Source organism: Actinacidiphila yeochonensis CN732 (assembly GCF_000745345.1).
In the GTDB taxonomy this organism is placed as follows: Bacteria; Actinomycetota; Actinomycetes; order Streptomycetales; family Streptomycetaceae; genus Actinacidiphila; species Actinacidiphila yeochonensis.
The window spans coordinates 137,160-158,074 of sequence record NZ_JQNR01000004.1 but is presented as its reverse complement, the minus strand read 5'-3'; the positions used below and the strand labels follow the sequence as shown (position 1 = coordinate 158,074).

The window sequence follows — 20,915 nt, the reverse complement described above, 5'->3', positions numbered from 1 at the left end:
CGATACCAAGGATTCGAGGCGTCTCTCACCTGCGATTCCGCCGGTGATTCCACCTGCCGTTCAACCCGGCGTCCAGCCGCGGTTCCCCGCCGCCGGCCGGGCGGGGCGCGGGGCGCCGCGCCCCGCCCGGCCGGGCCGGAATCAGGACGCGGTGGTGCCGTCCTGGCGGGCGGCGATCGCGCGGTGGTGCCGGACGACCTCGTCGATGACGAAGGAGAGGAACTTCTCGGCGAAGGCCGGGTCCAGCCGGGCGTCGGTGGCAAGCCGGCGCAGGCGCGCGATCTGGTCGGCCTCCCGGGCGGGGTCCGCCGGCGGCAGGTCGTGCGCGGCCTTCAGCTCGCCGACCTCCTGGGTGCACTTGAAACGCTCCGCGAGCAGGTGGACCAGGGCGGCGTCCAGGTTGTCGATGCTGCCGCGCAGGGCCCGCAGCTTCTCCAGGGCCTGTTCCTTGCCGACCAGGCGGTCCTCGGCGGGCGGCGTCGGCTGCTGTGTCATGTCGGTCTGCCATCCTGGGAGTTCGTCGGTGGTCCGCTGAGCTACCAGGTTCACCCTATGGCATGCGGGACGGCGGGCGGAGTGGCTCCGATCGACGTTCCACCTGGTGGGACGGGTGCGCGAACGGGCGATCGGACGGCCGGGCGCGGCGGGGGCGTCCCTCACCGCGCGTGGTGACACCCTGGAGCGACAGGGCGGTACCGGGCTGCGGTTTTCCGGCAGACGGTTCCGATCGGCGGCGGCAGAGCTGACAGCAGGGCGGGTGGGGCATGGGACGGGTCACCGAGCGGCGCCGGGTGCTGCGGATACGGGACGGCGTGGCGGGGCACCGGGCGGACACGCTGGTGGCCGAGGAGCCGTTGGAGATCCGGCTCAACGGCCGCCCTCTGGCGATCACCATGCGCACCCCCGGCGACGACTTCGACCTCGCGGTGGGCTTCCTGGTCAGCGAGGGCGTGGTGGCCCGGGCCGAGGAGGTGGTGAGCGTCGTGTACTGCGCGGGCGCCACCGCCGACGGCTCGAACACCTACAACGTGGTGGACGTGGCGCTGGCCCCGGGCGTGCCGATGCCCGCCATCACGCTGGAGCGGAACGTCTACACGACGTCCTCGTGCGGCCTGTGCGGCAAGGCCGGCCTGGACGCGGTGCGCACCGCGACCCGGATGCCGCCGCCGGACCCGGCGCGCCCGCGCCTGACCCCTGGTCTGCTGAGCGTGCTGCCGGACCGGCTGCGGGCGGCCCAGGCCGTCTTCGAGCGGACCGGGGGGCTGCACGCGGCGGCACTGTTCTCCGAGGACGGGGAGCTGGTGGACGTCCGCGAGGACGTCGGGCGGCACAACGCCGTGGACAAGCTGGTCGGTCGGGCCCTGCGGGAGGACCGGCTGCCGCTGGCGGACACGGTGCTCATGGTCTCCGGGCGGGCCTCCTTCGAGCTGGCGCAGAAGGCGGTGATGGCGGGCGTCCCGGTGCTGGCGGCGGTCTCCGCGCCCTCCTCCCTCGCCGTCGACCTGGCGCAGGAGACCGGCCTGACGCTGGTGGGCTTCCTGCGCGGCAGTTCGATGAACGTGTACGCGGGCGAGGAGCGGATCGCGCTGGAGCCGTCCCCGGCCCGCTGAGGAGGGCGGGGGATCAAGGACATCTCAGCCGGCCCGACCGGCCCGACCGGCTGGGTCCGAGGTCAGCGTCCGACGGCGCCGTCGTACAGCTCGCGCAGGATGTCGGCGTGGCCGGCGTGCCGTGCGGTCTCCTCGATCATGTGGACGAGTACCCAGCGCATGGACGGCGGGGCGGTCTCGCGCAGTGAGCGGGCCCCCGGCCGAGCGAGGTCGTCGCAGGCGTCGACGACCGCGTCGGCGCGGCGCACCGCGGCCCGGTACGCGGCGACGGCCTCGGCCACGGTGTCGGCGGGGCCGGCGGCCACGGCGTCGTCCAGGGGCTCGGTACCGGTGCCCTCGTAGGACCACACGAACCAGTTCAGCTCGACGGCGGCGAGGTGGCGCAGCAGGCCGGTCAGGCTGGTGCCGGACTCCACGCCGGGGGTGCGGGCGGCGGTGTCCGGCATGCCCTCGACCTTGCGGACCAGCGCTTCGCGCAGGTAGCCGAGGAAGCTGAGGAGGGTGGCCTTCTCACCGTTCTCGGCCTCCGGAGGCCGCAGGTCGCTGCCCGGGTCCCGCGGCGGCGGTCCGGCCGGGGAGTTCCGGGGCGGGGCCGCCGTAGCCGGGGCTGTCGCGGCCGGGGAGGTCGGGCTCGGGGAGGTCGCCGGGTCGTTCATCGGCCGACCGTACTGGAGTGTCCGGCCGCCCCGCCCACCGTTTCGCTATCACCGCGCAGACCATCAGCTGCATCTGGTGGAAGAGCATCAGCGGCAGCACGGCCAGGCCCGCGTGGGCGCCGAAGAGGACGGTGGCCATGGGCAGACCGGAGGCGAGGCTCTTCTTGGAGCCGGCGAAGACGATGGTGATGCGGTCCTCGCGGGAGAAGCCGAGGACGCGTGCGCCCCTGCTGGTGGCGGTGAGCATCAGCGTGAGCAGCACCGCCTCGGCGGCGAGCAGTTCGAGCAGCCGCCCCACCGGGACCTGGTGCCAGATCCCCTCCGCCATGCCGGCGCTGAACGCGGAGTAGACGACGAGCAGTATCGAGCCGCGGTCGACCAGCCCGAGCGCCTTGCGGTGGCGGGTGAGGAAGGGCGCCGTCCAGCGGCGCAGCAGCTGCCCGGCCAGGAACGGGGCGAGCAGTTGGAGCGCGATCCCGGTGACGGCGTGCCCGCTGATGGAGGCGCTGCCGCCGATCAGCCCCGCCGCCAGGAGGGGGGTCAGGACGATCCCGACGATGCTGGAGAACGACCCCGCGCAGATCGCGGCGGCGACGTTGCCGCGGGCGATGGAGGTGAAGGCGATCGACGACTGGATGGTCGACGGCAGCAGGCACAGGAAGAGGAAGCCGGGATACAGCGCGGGCGAGAGCACGTACGGCACCAGCCCGCGGGCCGCCAGGCCGAGCAGCGGGAACACCACGAAGGTCGCGGCCAGGACGGTCAGGTGCAGCCGCCAGTGGCGCAGCCCGTCCATCGCCTCGCGGGTGGACAGCCGGCTGCCGTAGAGGAAGAACAGCAGGCCCACGGCGGTGTTCGCGGCGTCGTCCGCCACCTGCGCGCCCCCGCCCGTGGCGGGCAGCACCGCGGCGAGGAGCACGGTGCCCAGCAGGGCGGCGATGTACGGATCGACCGGGAGCCGGCGCAGGACGGAACGAAGCACCCGCCCAGCCTGCCCGCCACCCGCCCCATCAGGAACCCCGCTGGCCCCACTCACTGCCATCACGAATCACGATAACCACCCTCCCGAGCCGGGCGCCGCGCACAGGCGGGCCATGGGCAGGCGCCTGGAGCCCCCACCCCGCCGAGAGCCGCCCGGACGGAGCACGGCTCTCCTCAAGCCGGTGTCGCAGGTTCGAATCCTGCCTGGCGGTCGTCGTGCCGCTACTCGTCAACGAGTTGGTACGTGTGTCCGCCGGGGTGCCCCCCGAACTCGCCGCACGGCTCCCGCGACGCCTTGTCGGTGGCGGCGCAATCAGGGAGCACCATCAGGGCCGAAGGGCAGGTCCCATCCGTCCAGCGAGTCCAGACAGCGCCTGCGTCGGCACCGTCCAGCTCCACCACGAACGCGCAGTGCTCGCTGGATTCGTGTGACTGAAGGCCGCAGCGCAGTTGCCGCTCCACGTCCTCGATCTGCACGCTTCCGTGGGGCGCCGCCATGACGGCTGCTCTCACGGCCAAGGAGGTGGGCAAGCATGCGGTCGCTCCGCAAACCAAGCCAAGGGCGTGGGTGCGGGTCATCGCGCGGACTCCGGGAGCGCTTGGACCGACCGAGGCGGGTGCACGGCATCTCCCGGTTCCCCGGCGGAGTCGCAGCTCCGGCCTCCCCGGATCAGCCGCTCCGGAGACGGCCGGAGTCGGCCGAGGGCGCCCGAGCGCGGCGGCTCCAGGTGCTCGCTGAACACGACCTCGGCCCAGACCGTTTTCCCCGGGGCGTGGCCCCTGGGGACGTACCCCCAGGATTCGCTCAGCTCGTCGACCAGTCGGAGACCACGTCCGCCCTCGGCTTCGAGCGAAGGGTGTTGGAGCACCGGCGGTCGGCGGTCCTGGTCGCAGACGAAGACGCACACGCTGTCGGTCCGGAGTTCAAGCACCACGGTGCAGGCGGCGACCTCGGGGCTCTTGGCCGTCGACGCCACCGCGGACGCCGGTTCCGCGTGCCTGACCGCGTTTGCGACCAGCTCGGAGACGATCGTGACGGCATCCTCGGCGGTCGCGGTCGGAACCTGCCAATCCTGGAGCGTGGCGGTCACGTAGCGGCGGGCTTCCCGGACCGAGGACAGCTCGGGGGTGAGATCCAGGCTGCTGATCAGCGGGCCATCACCGAGTGTCATGGTCGTACCTCCTCGTTCGTGCGAGACGGGCGGCCAGCCATAAGCGTCTCGCGGCTTGCTTGTTGCACGCACTACGCAACCGTGCGAACACGCTGAGCGGTACCGTGGAGCGAGGGGGAGTCCATGAAAGTCATGAAGCAGGCTGTGCCGTCCAGGAGTTGACAGGGATGAACCACCACGCTCCGCGCAACGCCGGTCTCGCCGCGCTGCTCGATGAGGCGGACTGGTCACGGACACAGTGCGCTCTCGCGGTCAACCGCGCTGGTCAGGAAGCCGGTATGGCGCTGCACTACGACCAGAGCGCGGTGAGCCACTGGCTGAGCGGGACGATGCCGCGCGCCCGCGTCCGTCCGGTGATCGTGGAGGTGTTCGCGCGGCGGCTGAAGCGGCCGGTGACCCTTCAGGAAGCGGGATTGGCGCGTACCGGCGCTCCGGCGGCCGTCGAGGGGGGCGAGACTGTTGACGACCTCCTCGAACTCGGAAAGGCAGACATGGACCCTTCCCGTAGAGGCGTACTCACGACGGCTCTGTACTCCGCGGCACTGGCCGTGCCGGGGTTCCCGGACCTCGCCGGTGCGAGCGTGGCCGTCCCGGCGAGGGCGACCTCACGTATCGGGAACGGCGAGGTAGAGATCGTCCGCTCCATGACCGAGCGCATCGCGGACATCCTCGATGTCTTCGGCGGCGGCCACGCCCGGCCCATGGCCGCGGCCTTCCTGGTGAACACGGTCTCCCCGTACCTGCGCGCCGACGCGAGTGAGGCCCAGCGCTCGGCGATGCTCTCCGCCGCGTCCGACCTGGTGTACCTGACCGGCTGGATGGCGATGTACGAACGGGAGCACGGCCTCGGACAGCGCTACTACGTCAAGGCACTGAAGCTGGCCGGGGCCGCCGAGGACCACCTCACCTACTGCCGAACGCTGCGCGGGATGAGCCTGCAGGCAGGAAATCTCGGCTACGGCGCCAAGGCGCTCCAGCTCGCCGACGCCGCCGCCGAAGCCTCCCCCAAGGCGGGCCCCCGGCTCCACGCCTTCCTAGCCGGCCAGCAGGCGGCCTCGGCCGCGATGACCGGCGACCGGGCCCAAGCACTGTCGCGGCTCACCGAGACCGAAGCGGCTCTGTCCAGGGCCGACTCCCGCAAGGACGCGGTGGGCGGCTACGACACCTCCGCCTTCCTCTTCCACACCAGCACGGTCCTCTACCACCTCGGCGACCTCCCCGGCTCGGTCAAGGCCATGCAGGACTGCCTCCGTACCCAGCCCCCCTCGGAGCGCCAGGGCCGCGTCCACGCCAACGGCCTCCTCGCCCAACGCCAGCTGGAACTCGGCCACCTCGACGCCGCCTGCGCCACCTGGGGTCGCTTCCTGGACGACTACGAGCAGGTCTCGTCGTCCCGAGGCGACGAGCACTTCGACACGATGCGCACCCGCATCCGCCCCCACCGCACGTCCCACGTGGTCCGCAGCTTGCAGCAGCGGGCGCGCGAGGTGGCGGCCCGCAAGGGCGCGGCGGCATAGCCGGGCAGCGAGGTGGGTTGTGCGCTCCAGGTAGCGGCCGGGTGCGTACACCACGCCGCTCGGCCCCGTCAGGCCCGTGCGGTCCACCTCCCCCATCGAGAACGGCCAGACAGGTCCCTCGGCGAAGGACGTCCGCCTGTGGTATGCCGCGACCGAGGCTGGGCCCGCAGGCGCTGCGCTGATCCCGGGCGGGCTATGCCGAAGCCCCCCGACGGCGGGTGCCGCGGGTTCGAGTCCCGTGACTCGGGCCGCGTACGGAACGGGCTCGGGTTCCGGGGGCGGCCTAAGCTGGTGGGGTGTTCGAACCGGTGCAGCTGCGGACGTTCCTCGCCGTCGCGCAGACGCTGAGCTTCACGCGGGCCGCCCAGCGGCTGGGGCTTCAGCACTACACCGCCGACGACCCCACCCGTCAGCAGTGCATCGCCCATACCGCCCCTGGCCACGCGACGGGCATCCCTGACCACGAGACGGTCATCCGAATCCCCCTGCACATGATCCCGATCCTGCGAAAGGCGTGCGATGCTGCCGAGCGAACTGGACTTCACGGGCCTGCTGGAGTCGGCCCAGACGTCGGCCGTGCACCTGGAGATGCGTGACCAGTACGCCGTCGGCGACGAAGCCACCGACTTCGAGCGCTGGAGGGCCACCGGGCACCGCGACGTCGACCCCGTCTCGGACTACTGGGCCCCGTGGGTCGGCCTGATCACCCGGACCCGAGCCCGCGGCGTCTCCGTCCGCCGAGCCCGGATCGTCAGCGAACCGACCACCGACTACATCCGCTACGAGCACGCGGGCACAGGCATCAACGTGGCCGCCGGCGAGCAGGTGCGATGGCTGCCCCGTCATCAAGCTGCGACGCTGCTGGTCCCCGCCGCCGACCTGTGGATCTTCGACAACGAGAAGGTCGTGTTCAACCACTTCACCGGCGACGGCAACTGGGCCGACCCCGACATGGAGCTGGTGACCGACCCGCCCGTAGTGCAGCAGTGCGTGACCGCGTTCGAAGCCGTCTGGGACCGCGCCACCCCGCACGACGAGTACAAGATCCGCTGAGTCGAGAGCACCGGTAGACCGGCCCATGCCCGCATCGCCGTCGTCGTCCGCGCAAGCCGCCCGAGAGGACGTCGCCCGACGCCTCCGGTCCCTGCGCCGGACCGCCGGCCTGACGGTCACCGAGCTGGCCAACCGGTGCTCCTGGCACCACGCCAAGACGAGCCGGGTCGAGAACGCGCGGACGCCGCCGTCGCCGACCGACATCCGGCTGTGGTGCCGGGCCACCGGGGCAGATGATCAGGCTGACGACCTGATCGCCGCGTCCCTGCACGCTGAATCGCAGTACACGGAGTGGAAACGGCAGGCACGCGACGGCCTCCGCAGGCTCCAGGACAGCTACCGGTCGCTGTACGAGTCCACCACCACGTTCCGGGTCTACTCCACCACGCTGGTGCCAGGGTTCCTTCAGACCGAGGGCTACGCCCGCGCGCTGCTGTCGGCGAACGCCCGCTTCCTCGGCCTGCCGGACGACGGACCCGAGGCGGCGGCGGCCCGAGTCGACCGGTCGAGGATCATCCATCGGGCCGGACGCCGGTTCGTCCTCCTCGTTGAGGAGGCAGTCCTGCGATACCAGCTCGGCGACGCGGAAGCGATGGCGGCGCAGCTCGGACACCTGCTGACTGCGGGGGCCCTGCCGGCCGTCTCGCTCGGCATCATCCCGATGGCGACGCGGGACCGGCCGCTGTGGGCGGCGGAGACGTTCTCCGTCTTCGACCGGGATCTCGCGTGCGTCGAGCTGATCTCGGCGGAGGTGAACATCACGCAGCCCAGCGAGATCAGGCTCTACTTGAGGGCCTTCGAGCAGTTGCAGTCCCTCGCGGTGTACGGGGCCGAAGCCCGCACGCTGATCGTGCGGGCCGTCGAGGCGCTGCGCTGATCCCGGGCGGGCTATGCCGAAGCCCCCCCGACGGCGGGTGCCGTGGGTTCGAGTCCCGTGACTCGGGCCGCGTACGGAACGGGCTCGGGTTCCGGGGGCGGCCTAAGCTGGTGGGGTGTTCGAACCGGTGCAGCTGCGGACGTTCCTCGCCGTCGCGCAGACGCTGAGCTTCACGCGGGCCGCCCAGCGGCTGGGGCTTCAGCAGTCCACGGTCAGCCAGCACGTGCGGCGGCTGGAGGACGCGGCCGGGCGGCGGCTCTTCGCGCGGGACACGCACGGGGTGGAGCTGACGGAGGACGGCGAGGCGATGCTCGGCTTCGCCCGGACGATCCTGGAGGCCAACGAGCGGGCGGCGGGCTTCTTCGCCGGCACCCGGCTGCGCGGGCGGCTCCGGTTCGGGGTGTCGGAGGACTTCGTGCTGACCCGGCTGCCCGAACTGCTGGCGACCTTCCGGCGCGAGCACCCGGAGGTCGACCTGGAGCTGACCGTCGAGCTGTCGGGCACCCTGCACCAGCTGCTGGACGCCGGCCGGCTGGACCTGTGCCTGGCCAAGCGGTACGGGCCGGACGGACCCGGCCAGCTGGTGTGGCGCGACCGCCTGGTGTGGATCGGCTCCGAGCGGCTGCGGCTCGACCCCGACCGCCCGGTCCCGCTGATCGCCTTCCCGCCGCCCGGCATCACCCGGGCCCGCGCGCTGGAGGTGCTGGAGCGCGACGGCAGGGCCTGGCGGGTGGCCTGCACCAGCGGTTCCCTCAGCGGCCTGGTGGCCGCCGCGCGGGCGGGCCTCGGGGTGATGGCCCACGCGCAGCAGCTGGTGCCGCCGGGCCTGGTGCGGGTGCCGGCGCGGGCGGGGCTGCCGGAGCTGGGCTGGGTGGACTTCGTCCTGCTGCACGGCAGGGACGGCAAGGACGCCGGCGAGGCGGCCCGGGCGCTGGCGCAGGCGATCCTCGCCGGCGGGGACAGCCTGCACCGTCCCCTCCCCTGAGAGGCCCTGAGAGGCCCTGCGATCCCTGGGCTGAGGCCGTCCCGAGGTGCCCTGATCGCCCTGATTGCCCTGGTTGCCCTGCGCCCGTTCCGCGGCGGCGCCGACCGGCCCGCCCTCGCGTCCCGTGGCCGGGAGGCCGCCGCCGCGCCGCGGCCCTCGCGCGGAGCGGAGCGGCGGCCCGCCGGTGGCGCGGTCGTGCGGGGGGGGAACGCGAAGGACCGTGAAGGGCCGCGAACCGGGTGGAGTGGCCGTGCCCGCGGGGGGCAGGTTTGGTGGAGATCCGGGCCTCCCGCCGGACCCGCCCGGCCGCCGACCACCCCCAGGACTCCCTTGCCAGGAACGCCGATCCGCCACTCACCTGCGGGAACCGTCGGTAACGGAGATCCGTTCCGACCCCTCCCGCCCACCGTGGGGATCGGATAGCTTACGGGCCCGAATCGGCCAGCTAGGAGAGAAGCCGTTGCGTCAGTTCACAGTGCCCCCGATGGTCGCGACGCCTCAGGCGGGCGGACTGGCGGACGCCGTCTACGCCAACGCCGAGGAGTGTCCCGGCCACGTGGTGCTGGGGCGGTCGGACGGGGAGGGCGGCTGGACGGACGTCACGGCGGCGGAGTTCCGCGACCAGGTCCTCGCCGTGGCCAAGGGGCTGCTGGCGCAGGGGGTACGGTTCGGCGACCGCGTCGCGATCATGTCCCGGACCCGCTACGAGTGGACCCTGTTCGACTTCGCCCTGTGGTCCGTCGGCGCCCAACCGGTGCCGGTGTACCCCACGTCCTCCTCGGAGCAGGTGCGCTGGATGCTCCACGACGCGCGGGCGGTGGCCGCGGTCGTCGAGCACGAGGACCACGCGATGACCGTCGGCGCGGCGGTGGACGGGCTGCCCCACCTGAGGCGGCTGTGGCAGCTCGACGCGGGTTGCGTGGCCGAACTGGCGGCGGCCGGCCGCCACCTGGGCGACGAGGTGGTGGACCGGCACCGCCTCGCGGTGACCCCGGACTCGGTGGCCACCGTGATCTACACCTCGGGTACGACCGGGCGGCCGCGCGGCTGCCTCATCACGCACGCGAACTTCATGGCCGAGACCGACAACGTGGTGGCCCGCTTCGAGGCGGTGTTCGCGGCGAAGCCGGGCGAGCAGCCGTCGACGCTGCTGTTCCTGCCGCTGGCGCACGTCTTCGGCCGGATGGTGGAGGTGGGCTGCGTCCGGGCCCGGGTGAAGATGGGGCACCAGCCGAGCATGTCGGCCGCCGACCTGATACCGGACCTGGCCGCCTTCCGCCCGACGTTCGTGCTCGCGGTGCCGTACGTCTTCGAGAAGGTCTTCCAGGCGGCGCGCCGCAAGGCCGAGATCGGCGGCAGGCTCGGCCCGTTCGAGAAGGCCGTGGAGGTGGCGGTGCGGCACGCGGAGGCGTTGGAGGCGAGGGCGTTCGGTGTGGGGCCCGGACCCAGCGCCGGCCTGCGGATGCAGCACCAGCTCTACGACAAGCTGGTCTACAGCAAGGTGCGCGGGGCGCTCGGCGGGCGGGTCCGGTACGGGATCTCCGGCGGGTCGGCGATGGAGCGGCGGCTCGGCCTGTTCTTCGCCGGGGCCGGGGTGACGATCTACGAGGGCTACGGGCTGACCGAGACGACGGCCGCGGCGGTGGCGAACCCGCCCGAGCAGACCCGCTTCGGCACCGTCGGGGTGCCGGTGCCCGGGACGAGCGTGCTGATCGCGGACGACGGCGAGATCTGGCTGCGCGGCGGGCAGGTGTTCTCCGGCTACCTCAACGACGAGAAGGCCACCGCGCAGGCACTGCGGGAGGGCTGGCTGGCCACCGGCGACCTGGGTTCGCTGGACGAGGACGGCTATCTGACGATCACCGGGCGGCGCAAGGAGATCCTGGTGACCAGCGGCGGCAAGAGCGTGTCGCCGACCGCCCTGGAGGACCGGGTGCGCGCCCATCCGCTGGTGGCGCAGTGCGTGGCGGTGGGCAACGACCGCCCGTACGTGGCGGCGCTGATCACCCTGGACCGGGAGGCGGTGGACCACTGGCTGCTGGTCCGCGGCAGGTCCCGTCCGGCGCTGTCGGAGCTGGTCCGCGACCCGGAGCTGGAGGCGGAGGTGCGGCGGGCGGTGGCGGCTGCCAACACGCTGGTCTCGCAGGCGGAGTCGATCCGCACCTTCCGCGTCCTGGCCGGGCAGTTCTCGGAGGAGGCCGGCACGCTCACGCCGTCGATGAAGCTGAAGCGGCGGGCCATCGAGACGGCCTACGCGGGGGAGATCGAGACCCTCTACCGCCACCAGCCCCACGTCTGACCGCCGGAAGCCCCCGCACCGTCCCCGCACCGTCCCCGCACCGGGCCCTTCGTCCCCTCCCCGGGCCCTTCGTGCCCTCCGCACCCCGCCCGGCCCAGGGGAAGCGCCACACACGGCCGCAGCTGAGAGGACGTCACCTGTCGTACGCGGCCCCGTATACGGCGGCGGCGCGCCGGAGCGGTCCCCGGACGGCGGAGCGGCCGGGGCGACGGGGCCGCGCGGGCCCGCCGGCTCGGGGCGGTCGCGGTGCCGGTCGCGGGGCCCCTGCTCGGGGCGGTCGGGGCGGCGCCGCGCGGACGTCGCACGGACGTCGCGCACCGGCTCGGCCGGCGGGGCGGACCGGAGCGCGAGCCGGAGCCGTAACCGGAGCGCAAGGCTGCGGATCGGCCGCTGTTCATACAACTGACCTACGCTCTGGGCATGTTGGACTACGACGTCGAGGCGCTGACCTACGACGCGAGCCGCGGTGGCGTACCGCGGGCGGGTGCGGCGGCCCGGGCGGTGCTCGCCCTGCTGCCGTCGGGCACCCGGACGCTGCTGGACGTGGGGTGCGGCACGGGACTGGTCACCGAGCGGCTGACGCGGCCGGGGCTGCGGGTCGTCGCCCTGGACGCCTCCCCCGGCATGGCCCGGCTCGCGGCCGGACGGGTGGGCCCCGGCCTGGTGCTGGGCGACTGCCGCCGGCTGCCGTTCGCCGACGGCTCGCTGGACGCGGTGTGCGCGGTGTGGCTGCTGCACCTGCTGCCGGACGCCGCGGCGGTGGTCGCCGAGTGCGCGCGGGTGCTGCGGCCGGGCGGGGTGCTGGTCGCCACGGTGGACAAGGCGGCCGGGCACGACATGGACAGCGACATGGCGCGGCTGCTGGCGCCGCACCGCGTGCGGCGCGCCCCGGCCTCCGACGCGGCGCCGCGGGTTCTTGCGGTGGCCGCCGAGCACGGCCTGCGCCGGGCCGGCGAGGCGCGGTTCACCGGGCACGGCCAGGGCCGTTCCCCCGCCCGGCTGGCGGGGGACATCGCGGACGGCCGCTTCGCCTCGGAGCTGGCCCTGGACGCCGAGCAGACCGGCGCCCTGGCCCGGGAGCTGGCGCTGCTGCCGCAGCCCGAGGTGCCGCGGGCCGACCCCGTCTTCCGGCTGCTGGCCCTCCGCAAGGAGGACTGAGCCCGCGTGGCTCCGCGGCCGCTGGCGCCGCGGGGGCTATGGACCGACCAGCAGCGCGGCCAGTGCGCCTCGGCTGACCGACGGATGCAGATCACCGACCTGGCCGTCGCCGACTTCCACGACCCGCCACACCCCGTCCGAGCGAAGGGCCATGTCGGTCGTGACGAACCGGCACCCCAGGCGCCGCACCGCGGGGCGGACGTGGTCGAGGTCGGGCACCAGTCCTCTTCCGAACGGACTGTCCGGATGGGGCGTCAGCAGCCTGGGGTCCCCGTCCAGCCACCACACGCGGGCCTCGGCCGCGACGGACTCGGGCTTCGAGAACGCCTCGAAGGCGCGCAGTACGATCCCGCCGGCCAGGAACTCCTCCTGCAGTTCGACGAAGCGCCGCACCACCCGCCCCAGCCCCGCGGCGTCGGCGAGATCGGGAACGAAGCACGCCTGCTCCCACTCGTGCTTGCGGGACTTGACGTAGTCCTTCACGATTCCCGGGCCCGGCGGCAGGGGCTCGGCGAGAGCGGCCAGGTCGTCGGCGGTCAACGTCCCGCCGGGCTCGGTGGGGCGCCAGACGCTCGCCGGCGTGATGCCGGTGAACGCCGGATACCAGCCCGGCAGTTCGTGAGCGGTCCGGTATTGCTCCGGTGTGACGAGCAACTCGGTGCCACGCCTGCTCAGCGCCTCGGCCAGCGCGGCGTACCGATCGCCGGGAATCATCCAGCCCCGGTACCAGGCGTTCCCCAGCCCGGCCGGTACGTGTGCGACGGCCTGCCGCGCGTCGCCCCGTAGCAGCGCGTCGTGGTCGATCAGCCCGACCGCTCCGCCGCAGGCGCGGACCTCCTGTGCCTCCGGCGCGAAGTGCTCGTCCACACGTCGGGGCTCCAGCGGATCACCGCAGTACAGGACGGGTGTCGGCATGACCTGCACGCTACGGAACCGCCGGCTCTCGCGCCACGGGTTTCCCGCCGCGCAGCGCGGCAGGCGTCGGTCCAGGGCCGCCTGCCCGCCGCCCTCCCGCTCGCCCCCTGTCAGCGCGCCCCGGCGGCGTCCGGGCCCGCTACGGGAGCGGGTGCGGGCGCGGGCTCGGGAGCAGGCGCGGGTGCGGGCTCGGGAGCAGGCGCGGGCCCGGGAGCGGGCTCGGCCGACGGGGCCAGCCAGGAGCGGAAGAGGGCGTGTACCGCCTCCGCGCCGGCCGGCTCCTCGGCCACGGCCAGCTCGGCGGGGTGCAGCAGGAACGGCCGGGACTGCGGGCCGCCGAGGCCTCCGTGCGAGCCCACCTGGTGCTCGAAGGCGTGCACCGAGCCGGTGGCCGGGTCCACGCGGGAGTTCACCATCAGGTCGGCGGTGTGCGGGAAGGCGTCCGCGCGCAGCACCACCCGGGCCGCGTGCGGGCCGAAGGGGGCGAGCGGGTCGGTGCCCTCGACCCTGCCCGTGGCCAGCTCGCGGCAGCCGTCCGCGCCCAGCACCAGCGGGCCGCGTACGGCGCTGCGCACCAGGACGAAGCCGATCCCCGGGTGGGCGGTGAGCCTGGGCAGCAGGTCGGGGCAGCGCTGTTCCAGCTCCTCCAGCGTGGCCCGCCCCGGGATGTCCGGGAACGCCACCAGGCCGAGGTTCCCGGAGGCGAGCACCACCGGGTCCGAGGGCGGGCCGGCGCACTCCGCCTCCTCCGCCGCGCGGCCCCGTTCGGGCCGGCGCAGGGCGGTACGGGCGGCCGTGCGCGCCTCGGCGCCGCCGCGCCGGGGTGGCCGGTGGCCGCTGTGGCCGAGGCCGCAGCCGGCCCGCACCAGCTCCCGCAGGCTCGTCCCGTAGGCGCTCTCGAAGGTCTCGCCGGCGCTCTGCCCGTGGTCCGAGAGCAGCACGATCCGGTAGGGCCGGGGCGCGTGGCGGGCCGCGTCGGCGACCAGCCGCACCGAGCGGTCCAGCCGGGCCAGCACCTTGCGGGCGTCGCGGCTGCGCGGACCGGAGTGGTGCGCGACCTCGTCGTACGCCACGAGGTCGGCGTAGACGGCGTCCCGCCCGGCGAGCATGTCCCCGACCACGGCGGCGACGGCCACGTCCCGCTCCACCACGGTGGCGAAGGCCCGCACCAGCGGGTAGAGGCCGCCGCGCCCCACCCGGGGCCGGTCCCGGCGCAGCCGCGCGGCGGTGGACTGCCCGATCTCGCGGACCACCTCCGCGGCGAACGACCAGGCGGTGCGGACCGCGTTGGCCGGGTCGGAGAAGTAGGCGAAGTAGCCCGAGCGGGAGCGGGTGAGCCGGCCGCGCCGGGCGGCCACCGCCATCACCAGGGCGAGTTGGCGGGCGCCGCCGGTGAAGAGGTTGCCGCGGCTGGCGCCGCCGTCCGCGAGCAGACCCGGGCGGCCGGTCCTGGCGACCGCCCGCCGTTCCAGCTCGGCGGCGCTGGAGGGGCGGTTGCAGACCATGACCTGCCCGGTCTCCTTCTCGTACCAGCGGAAGGCGGGCACGTCGTGGTCGCTGCCGTGCAGGATCGCGAGCTGGCTGGCGCCGGTCTGGCTGCTCCAGCCGGTGCGCCACGGAACCAGGTCGTGGGTGGTGCCCAGCCAGCCGGCCAGGGTGGGCATCACCGGCGGGTCCGCGGTGAGGGCGTCGCGCAGCACGTCGTGGCCCAGGCCGTCCAGTTGCAGGAAGACGGTGCCGGGGGTGCCCGGCGGCGGCGGGTCGTGGGGGTGGCGGCGACGGCCGGCGAGCCGGGCGAGCCGCCGCCCGTAGGCCGCGTCGTCGCGCATCGCGAGGGCGGTGCTGGTGGTGGAGGACGCGGCGGACATGACGGCGGCGATCACCACGGCGGTGGCGGGGCCACCTCGCCGCGGCCGTCCGGGGTGAAGCGCAGCGCGACCAGCAGCAGCGAGCCGTTGAGGAAGAACACCAGGGCGCCGAGCACCAGCGCCGGGACCAGCAGCAGGGCCCGTACCAGCAGCGGCCACACCAGGGCGCTCAGCAGGCCGAACGCGCCGGCGCCGATCGCGGCGGTCACGGCTATCTGGGTGGGGCTGTCGCCGCCGGGCGCCTCGATGCGGAAGTCCGGCAGCAGGGCGGCCAGCACCGCGAGGGTGGCCGAAGCCACCATCCACACGGCCAGCACGCGGCCGGCGGCCCGCACGGCACCGCGCCCCGCGACCCGCCCCCCACGTCCACCGGGCTGCTGAGGCACCCTCCCACCTTACGGGTCTGCCGGCAGTGGCCCCGACGTGCCCCGACGTGCGCCCGGCGCGGGCCGGGGGCGGCCGCGCGCCGGTCCGGGACCCTTCCGCGTCCTCCGGACTCCTGTGCGGGTCGGCCTGGCCTGCGCCGCGCGGGGCGGCGGTGGTTGAATCCCGGCATGAGCCGAGCGTCCGAGCCGCAGCACTCCCCGGAACCTGACGCCCCGTACGGGGAGGCGCGGGACGCCGCGTCCGGCGGCGGGGAGCCGCTCAGCGCCGACGAGGTGCTGGACGTGGTCGACGAGCACGACCGCGTCACCGGCACCGCCCGCCGCGCCGACGTCTACGCCCGCGGGCTGCGCCACCGTGCCGCGTTCATCCTGGTCCGGGACGCGCGGGAGCGGATCTTCGTGCACCGCCGAACCGACCGCAAGCTCATCTTCCCCTCGCGCTACGACCTGTTCGTGGGCGGCGTCCTCGGCGCGGGCGAGTCGTACGACGAGGCCGCCCTGCGCGAGGCCGAGGAGGAGCTGGGCGTCACCGGGCTGCCGCGCCCCACCCCGCTGTTCAGGTTCCTGTACGAGGACGGCGGCGGGCGCGGCTCGTGGTGGTCGGCGGTGTACGAGGTGCGCTGGGACGGGCCGGTGGACCCGCAGCCGGAGGAGGTCGCCTGGCACGCGTTCCTCACCGAGGACGAGGTGGCCGCCCGGCTCACGCAGTGGCCGTGGGTACCGGACGGGCTCGCCGCCTACCAGCGCCTGCTGCGGTTGCGCGAGAGCGACACCCAGCAACCCTGAACGACCGCTGGACGCCCCCGCGCGACACGGATCGGTACGGAGCGGCTCTGAGCGACAGGGGTGACGCCGGGAAGGCCGAACGGGTAGGCCCGTCCGGCGGGAGCGGCCCGGCGCCGCCGAGGTGGGCCTCCGCCGGTCCGGCCGCCCTGATCGGCCCCAGGGCGGCCGGACCACGGGCCGGGGTTGTGAAAACCCGATCCCCCGGTGTTGAGTGACCAGGTCCGACCGGACCGCCCGGTCGCGAAGTGGAAGGCAGGACCCCGTGACCGCCGCCCCCGCCGCACTGCCCGTGATCGTGGTCATGGGGGTGTCCGGCTCCGGCAAGTCGACCGTCGGCATGTCGCTGGCGGAGCGGCTCGGCCTGCCCTACGCGGAGGCCGACGACTTCCACCCGCCCGCCAACGTCGCCAAGATGGCCGCCGGGCACCCGCTGGACGACGAGGACCGCGCGCCCTGGCTGGACGCCATAGCCGACTGGATCGCCGGGCGCGCCGGGCAGGGCGGCGTGGTGAGCTGCTCGGCGCTGCGCCGCCGCTACCGCGACCGGCTGCGGGCCGCCGCACCCGACCTGTTCTTCCTGCACCTCACCGCCGCGCCGGAGTTGATCGCCACCCGGCTGTCGAGCCGCGCCGGGCACTTCATGCCGGCCGGCCTGCTCGGTTCCCAGCTGGAGACGCTGGAGGCGCTGGAGGACGACGAGCGCGGGGCCGCCGTCCCGGTCGACGGCGGCCCCGACGCGGTCGTCGAGCGGGCGCTGGCCCTCCTGCCGCACTGAGTCCGGTGCAGGCGGCTTCCCGCTTCCCGGCCGCCGCGGCTACCAGCGCGGCACCGAGGGGGTGCGCCACCGCGGGTCGGCCTTGCGCATGGCCGCGGCGTCGTCGCGGTCGCGCATCGTGCCGTCGTCGTCGAGCCACCGCTGGTGCAGGACGGCCAGCGCGTCGCGGTCGAGCTCGACGCCGAGGCCCGGCAGGTCGCTGACCGGCAGCGCGCCGTCGTGGAAGGTGTGCCGTCGGGTGATGACGTCCTCGGTCTGCCACGGGTAGTGCGTGTCGCAGGCGTAGTCGAGGTTGGGCACGGTGGCGGCGACATGCGTCATCGCGGCCAGGCTGATGCCGAGGTGGGTGTTGGAGTGCATCGACAGGCCCACCCCGAAGGTGCGGCAGACCGCCGCGAGGTGCTGGGTGTTGCGCAGCCCGCCCCAGTAGTGGTGGTCGGAGAGGACGACCTGCACGGCGCCGCGGGTGAACGCCTCGGGGATCTCCGCGAAGGTGGTCACGCACATGTTGGTGGCCAGTGGGACGCCGGTGGCCGCGGCCACCTCCGCCATGCCGTCGGTGCCGCCGGCCGGGTCCTCCAGGTACTCCAGGACGTCTGCCAGGTCGCGCGCGACCTTCACCGAGGTCTCCACCGACCAGGCGCCGTTGGGGTCCAGGCGCAGCGGCCGGCCGGGGAACGCCTCGGCCAGCGCGCGCACCGCGGCGACCTCCTCCTCGGGCGGGAAGACGCCGCCCTTGAGCTTGAAGGAGCCGAAGCCGTAGGTGTCGGCGAAGCGGCGGGCCTGCGCGACCACGCCCTCCGGGTCGAGCGCGGCGCCCCACGTGTCCGGCTCGCCCTGGCCCTGGGGGTGCTCGGCGAGACGGTAGAAGAGGTAGGCGCTGTAGTCGACGCGGTCGCGGACCCTGCCGCCGAGGAGGGCGTGGACGGGCAGGCCGAGGGTCTTGCCGAGCGCGTCGAGCAGGGCGACCTCGAAGCCGGAGACGACCGACAGCCGCAGCTTGTCGGCGGTCTGCACACCGCGCAGGCCGCCGGCGCTGACGGAGTCGGAGGTCTGCTCCGGCGGGGCGCAGACCCGGTCGGCGAGGGCGGCGAGGCCGTTCAGGTCGCTGATCAGGTGGCCGGGCAGCGCCTTCGCCAGCGGGGCGGCCAGTTCCAGGTAGCGGGTGTCGCCGTAGGTCTCACCCACGCCGGTGGTGCCGTCCTCGGTGACCACCTCGACGATCAGGCGCGGCGTGTAGGGCTGGTGGACGCCGTGGGTGTTGAGCAGCGGCGGGTCGGCGATCAGGATGGGGGTCAGCCGTACCTCGGCGACGGTCCGCGCCGCGTCCCGCTCGGAGAGGGCCGCCGAGGGGGCCACCGTCGAAACCGCTGTCTGCATATGTGAATTGCGTTCACCCATAAGTCCACAGCGTAGGCGGGGCCCACGACAGCGTCAACGGACCCGCGTCCGCGTCCGCACCCGCCTCATGCCCACCCGCGCCGGTCCGACCGGGAACCTGGACGACATACCGACCAGTCGGTACGATGCGCGCATGCCTGACGCCTCCGACGTCCCCACCGCGTGGCCCGGACTGGACCTGGACCGCCTCCGCCGCCACCTGGACCGCGAGCGCCCCGGGCTGGCGGCCGGCCCGCTGACCGCCGAGCTGGTGCACGGCGGCCGCTCCAACCTCACCTACCGGGTGGCCGACGGCGCCCGCACCTGGATCGTCCGCCGGCCGCCGCTGGGCCATGTGCTCGCCACCGCGCACGACATGGCCCGGGAGTACCGCGTGATCAGCGCGCTGGCCGCCACCCCCGTCCCCGTCCCGCGCGGTGAGCTGCTGTGCGAGGACCCGGAGGTGCTCGGCGCGCCCTTCTACGTCATGGAGGACGTGCCGGGGACGCCGTACCGCGGCGAGGAGCAGCTGCGCGCGATCGGGCCCGAGCGCACCCGCGCGGCCGTCGAGACGCTGGTGGACACCCTGGTGGAGCTGCACGCGGTGGACCCGGTGGCGGTGGGGCTGGCCGGCTTCGGGCGGCCCGAGGGCTACCTGGAGCGGCAGCTGCGCCGTTGGGGCGGGCAGCTGGACGCCTCCCGCAGCCGCGAGCTGCCCGGGATCGACGCGCTGCACGCCGCGCTCGTCCGGCGGCTGCCGGACTCCCCCGCGCCGACCGTCGTGCACGGCGACTACCGGCTGGACAACGTGCTGATCGACGACGCGGGCAGGCTGACGGCGGTGCTGGACTGGGAGATGTCCACCCTCGGTGACCCGCTCACCGACCTCGGCCTGCTGGTGATGTACTCCGGGCAGCGCGGCCCCGAGCTGCTGTCGGCCACCGCCGCCGGCGGGGCGCCCGGCCACCCGGACACCGGGGAGATCGTCCACCGGTACGCCGAGCAATCGGGGCGGGACGTCTCGGCCGTCGGCTGGTACACCGCCTTCGCCTGCTTCAAGCTCGCGGTGATCGCCGAGGGCATCCACTACCGCTGGACCCTCGGACAGACCGTCGGCGAGGGCTTCGACCGGATCGGGGCCGCCGTCCCCGGCATCGTCCGGCGCGGCCTGGCCACCCTCGGCGAGGACGGCGGCCACCTCGCCGGGGAGCGCGGCGACGACCAGTACAGGGAGGACTGAGCAGCATGGACTTCGCCTACGACGCCCGGACCGAGGAGCTGCGGGGCCGGCTCCAGGCATTCCTGGACGAGCGGGTGTACCCGGCCGAGGAGGTCTTCGCCCGGCAGCGCGAGGCCGCCGAGGGCGACGCGCGCTGGTCGGCGCCGCCGGTGGTGGAGGAGCTGAAGGCGCAGGCGCGGGCCCTCGGCCTGTGGAACCTCTTCCTCCCCGGCGAGCTGGGCGCCGGCCTGACCAACCTCCAGTACGCGCCGCTGGCCGAACTCACCGGCCGCAGCCCGCACCTGGCCCCGCCGGCCCTCAACTGCGCCGCCCCGGACACCGGCAACATGGAGCTGCTGGCCGAGTTCGGCACCCCCGAGCAGCGCGAGCGGTGGCTGGAGCCGCTGCTGGCCGGGGAGATCCGCTCGGCGTTCGCCATGACCGAGCCGGACGTGGCCTCGTCCGACGCGACCAACATCGAGACCCGGATCGAGCGCGACGGCGACTCCTACGTCGTCAACGGGCGCAAGTGGTTCATCTCCGGGGCGATGAACCCGAAGTGCGCCGTCTTCGTGGTGATGGGCAAGACCGACCCGTCCGCCGAGCGCCACCGCCAGCAGAGCCAGGTCCTGGTGGACCGCGACACCCCCGGCGTGCAGGTGCGGCGCGCGATGACCGTCTTCGGATACGACGACGGCGACCACGGCGGGCACGCGGAGGTGGTCTTCCGCGACGTCCGGGTGCCGGTGGCGAACCTGCTCGGTGAGGAGGGCGGCGGCTTCGCCATCGCCCAGGCCCGGCTGGGACCGGGGCGCGTCCACCACTGCATGCGGCTGATCGGGATGGCCGAGCGGGCCCTTGAGCTGATGTGCCGGCGGGCGGTCGGTCGCACCGCGTTCGGCCGGCCGCTGGCCGACCAGGGCGTGGTGCGCGAGTGGATCGCCGAGGCGCGGGTGGAGATCGAGCAGCTGCGGCTGCTGGTGCTCAAGACGGCCTGGCTGATGGACACCGTGGGCAACCGCGGCGCCCACACGGAGATCCAGGCCATCAAGATCGCGACGCCCGCCGCGGTGCTGCGGATCATCGACCGGGCGGTGCAGGTCCACGGCGCCGCGGGCGTCTCGCAGGACGTCCCGCTGGCGCAGCTGTGGGCGGCGGCCCGGACGCTGCGGCTCGCGGACGGGCCGGACGAGGTCCACAAGCGGTCGCTGGCGCGCCGCGAGCTGCGCCGGTACGCGTAGCGTCCCCGGTGCCTCCGCTCGCCGGGGCGGTCCGGCG

Annotated in this window: 18 protein-coding genes and 2 pseudogenes; 12 read left to right on the top strand and 8 right to left on the bottom strand. The window is 74.3% G+C overall.

From position 1 onward, the window contains the following. Positions 1-141: 141 nt before the first annotated feature. A complete protein-coding gene (locus tag BS72_RS07565) occupies positions 142-495 on the bottom strand; it encodes a chorismate mutase (protein ID WP_037908157.1) in 354 nt (117 codons plus the stop codon). Positions 496-764: 269 nt separating this feature from the next. Here BS72_RS07565 and fdhD point away from each other — a divergent pair, with 269 nt between their 5' ends. Next, a complete protein-coding gene (gene fdhD, locus BS72_RS07560) occupies positions 765-1,610 on the top strand; it encodes a formate dehydrogenase accessory sulfurtransferase FdhD (protein ID WP_037908155.1) in 846 nt (281 codons plus the stop codon). A gap of 62 nt (positions 1,611-1,672) precedes the next feature. Here fdhD and BS72_RS07555 read toward each other — a convergent pair whose 3' ends face one another. The 4 genes from BS72_RS07555 to BS72_RS07540 all read right to left on the bottom strand — a co-directional run bounded on the left by BS72_RS07555 (position 1,673) and on the right by BS72_RS07540 (position 4,419). Next, on the bottom strand, positions 1,673-2,056 hold the full coding sequence (locus BS72_RS07555; protein ID WP_198545877.1) for a mycothiol transferase: 384 nt from the start codon (positions 2,054-2,056) through the stop codon (positions 1,673-1,675). A 64-nt stretch (positions 2,057-2,120) separates the two neighbouring features. Continuing rightward, on the bottom strand, positions 2,121-3,248 hold the full coding sequence (locus BS72_RS07550; RefSeq protein WP_232792265.1) for a bile acid:sodium symporter family protein: 1,128 nt from the start codon (positions 3,246-3,248) through the stop codon (positions 2,121-2,123). 221 nt (positions 3,249-3,469) lie between these two features. Then, a complete protein-coding gene (locus BS72_RS07545) occupies positions 3,470-3,760 on the bottom strand; it encodes a hypothetical protein (protein ID WP_157856169.1) in 291 nt (96 codons plus the stop codon). A gap of 62 nt (positions 3,761-3,822) precedes the next feature. Continuing rightward, positions 3,823-4,419: an ATP-binding protein gene (locus tag BS72_RS07540; protein WP_051950794.1), complete on the bottom strand. Its 597-nt coding sequence runs from the start codon at positions 4,417-4,419 to the stop codon at positions 3,823-3,825. Between the two features lie 167 nt (positions 4,420-4,586). On the opposite strand from BS72_RS07540, the gene BS72_RS07535 reads away from it, so the two are divergent. The 7 genes and pseudogenes from BS72_RS07535 (at position 4,587) to BS72_RS07510 (ending at position 12,308) form a co-directional block, all read left to right on the top strand. Further along, positions 4,587-5,936, top strand: coding sequence for a hypothetical protein (locus tag BS72_RS07535; RefSeq protein WP_037908149.1), 1,350 nt, complete (start codon positions 4,587-4,589; stop codon positions 5,934-5,936). Positions 5,937-6,232: 296 nt separating this feature from the next. Further along, a pseudogene (locus tag BS72_RS37095) lies at positions 6,233-6,349 on the top strand (helix-turn-helix domain-containing protein); the annotation flags it as partial. Positions 6,350-6,455: 106 nt separating this feature from the next. Then, on the top strand, positions 6,456-6,989 hold the full coding sequence (locus BS72_RS07530) for a DUF6879 family protein (protein ID WP_037908148.1): 534 nt from the start codon (positions 6,456-6,458) through the stop codon (positions 6,987-6,989). A gap of 25 nt (positions 6,990-7,014) precedes the next feature. Further along, positions 7,015-7,866 (top strand): helix-turn-helix domain-containing protein, encoded by an 852-nt coding sequence (locus BS72_RS07525; RefSeq protein WP_037908147.1) that lies wholly within the window; start codon positions 7,015-7,017, stop codon positions 7,864-7,866. Positions 7,867-7,981: 115 nt separating this feature from the next. Beyond that, positions 7,982-8,851, top strand: a complete 870-nt coding sequence (locus tag BS72_RS07520) for a LysR substrate-binding domain-containing protein (protein ID WP_037908145.1) — start codon at positions 7,982-7,984, stop codon at positions 8,849-8,851. 460 nt (positions 8,852-9,311) lie between these two features. Further along, positions 9,312-11,150, top strand: a complete 1,839-nt coding sequence (locus tag BS72_RS07515) for an AMP-dependent synthetase/ligase (protein WP_078901130.1) — start codon at positions 9,312-9,314, stop codon at positions 11,148-11,150. A gap of 420 nt (positions 11,151-11,570) precedes the next feature. Beyond that, the gene (locus BS72_RS07510; RefSeq protein WP_037908141.1) at positions 11,571-12,308 is read left to right on the top strand and encodes a class I SAM-dependent methyltransferase; all 738 of its coding nucleotides are present in this window, start codon (positions 11,571-11,573) and stop codon (positions 12,306-12,308) included. Positions 12,309-12,344: 36 nt separating this feature from the next. On the opposite strand, the gene BS72_RS07505 is transcribed toward BS72_RS07510, so the two are convergent. Both BS72_RS07505 and BS72_RS07500 read right to left on the bottom strand, forming a co-directional pair. Further along, on the bottom strand, positions 12,345-13,223 hold the full coding sequence (locus BS72_RS07505; RefSeq protein WP_037909438.1) for an ATP-grasp domain-containing protein: 879 nt from the start codon (positions 13,221-13,223) through the stop codon (positions 12,345-12,347). A 110-nt stretch (positions 13,224-13,333) separates the two neighbouring features. After that, positions 13,334-15,393 (bottom strand): annotated as a pseudogene (locus tag BS72_RS07500) (alkaline phosphatase family protein). Positions 15,394-15,645: 252 nt separating this feature from the next. On the opposite strand from BS72_RS07500, the gene BS72_RS07495 reads away from it, so the two are divergent. Next, the gene (locus tag BS72_RS07495) at positions 15,646-16,263 is read left to right on the top strand and encodes an NUDIX hydrolase (RefSeq protein WP_078901129.1); all 618 of its coding nucleotides are present in this window, start codon (positions 15,646-15,648) and stop codon (positions 16,261-16,263) included. A 301-nt stretch (positions 16,264-16,564) separates the two neighbouring features. Further along, positions 16,565-17,038 carry a gluconokinase gene (locus tag BS72_RS07490; RefSeq protein WP_037909435.1) on the top strand — a complete coding sequence of 158 codons (474 nt, stop codon included), beginning with the start codon at positions 16,565-16,567 and terminating at the stop codon, positions 17,036-17,038. Between the two features lie 39 nt (positions 17,039-17,077). Here the strand turns inward: BS72_RS07490 and BS72_RS07485 are convergent, their stop codons facing one another. Further along, the gene (locus BS72_RS07485) at positions 17,078-18,418 is read right to left on the bottom strand and encodes a glucarate dehydratase family protein (protein ID WP_078901128.1); all 1,341 of its coding nucleotides are present in this window, start codon (positions 18,416-18,418) and stop codon (positions 17,078-17,080) included. A gap of 154 nt (positions 18,419-18,572) precedes the next feature. Here BS72_RS07485 and BS72_RS07480 point away from each other — a divergent pair, with 154 nt between their 5' ends. Together BS72_RS07480 and BS72_RS07475 are read left to right on the top strand one after the other, a co-directional pair. Then, entirely contained in the window at positions 18,573-19,658 is a 1,086-nt protein-coding gene (locus tag BS72_RS07480) for a phosphotransferase family protein (protein WP_051950985.1), read from the top strand. A 5-nt stretch (positions 19,659-19,663) separates the two neighbouring features. Continuing rightward, positions 19,664-20,878 (top strand): acyl-CoA dehydrogenase family protein, encoded by a 1,215-nt coding sequence (locus BS72_RS07475; protein ID WP_037908136.1) that lies wholly within the window; start codon positions 19,664-19,666, stop codon positions 20,876-20,878. The last annotated feature ends 37 nt before the right edge of the window (positions 20,879-20,915 follow it).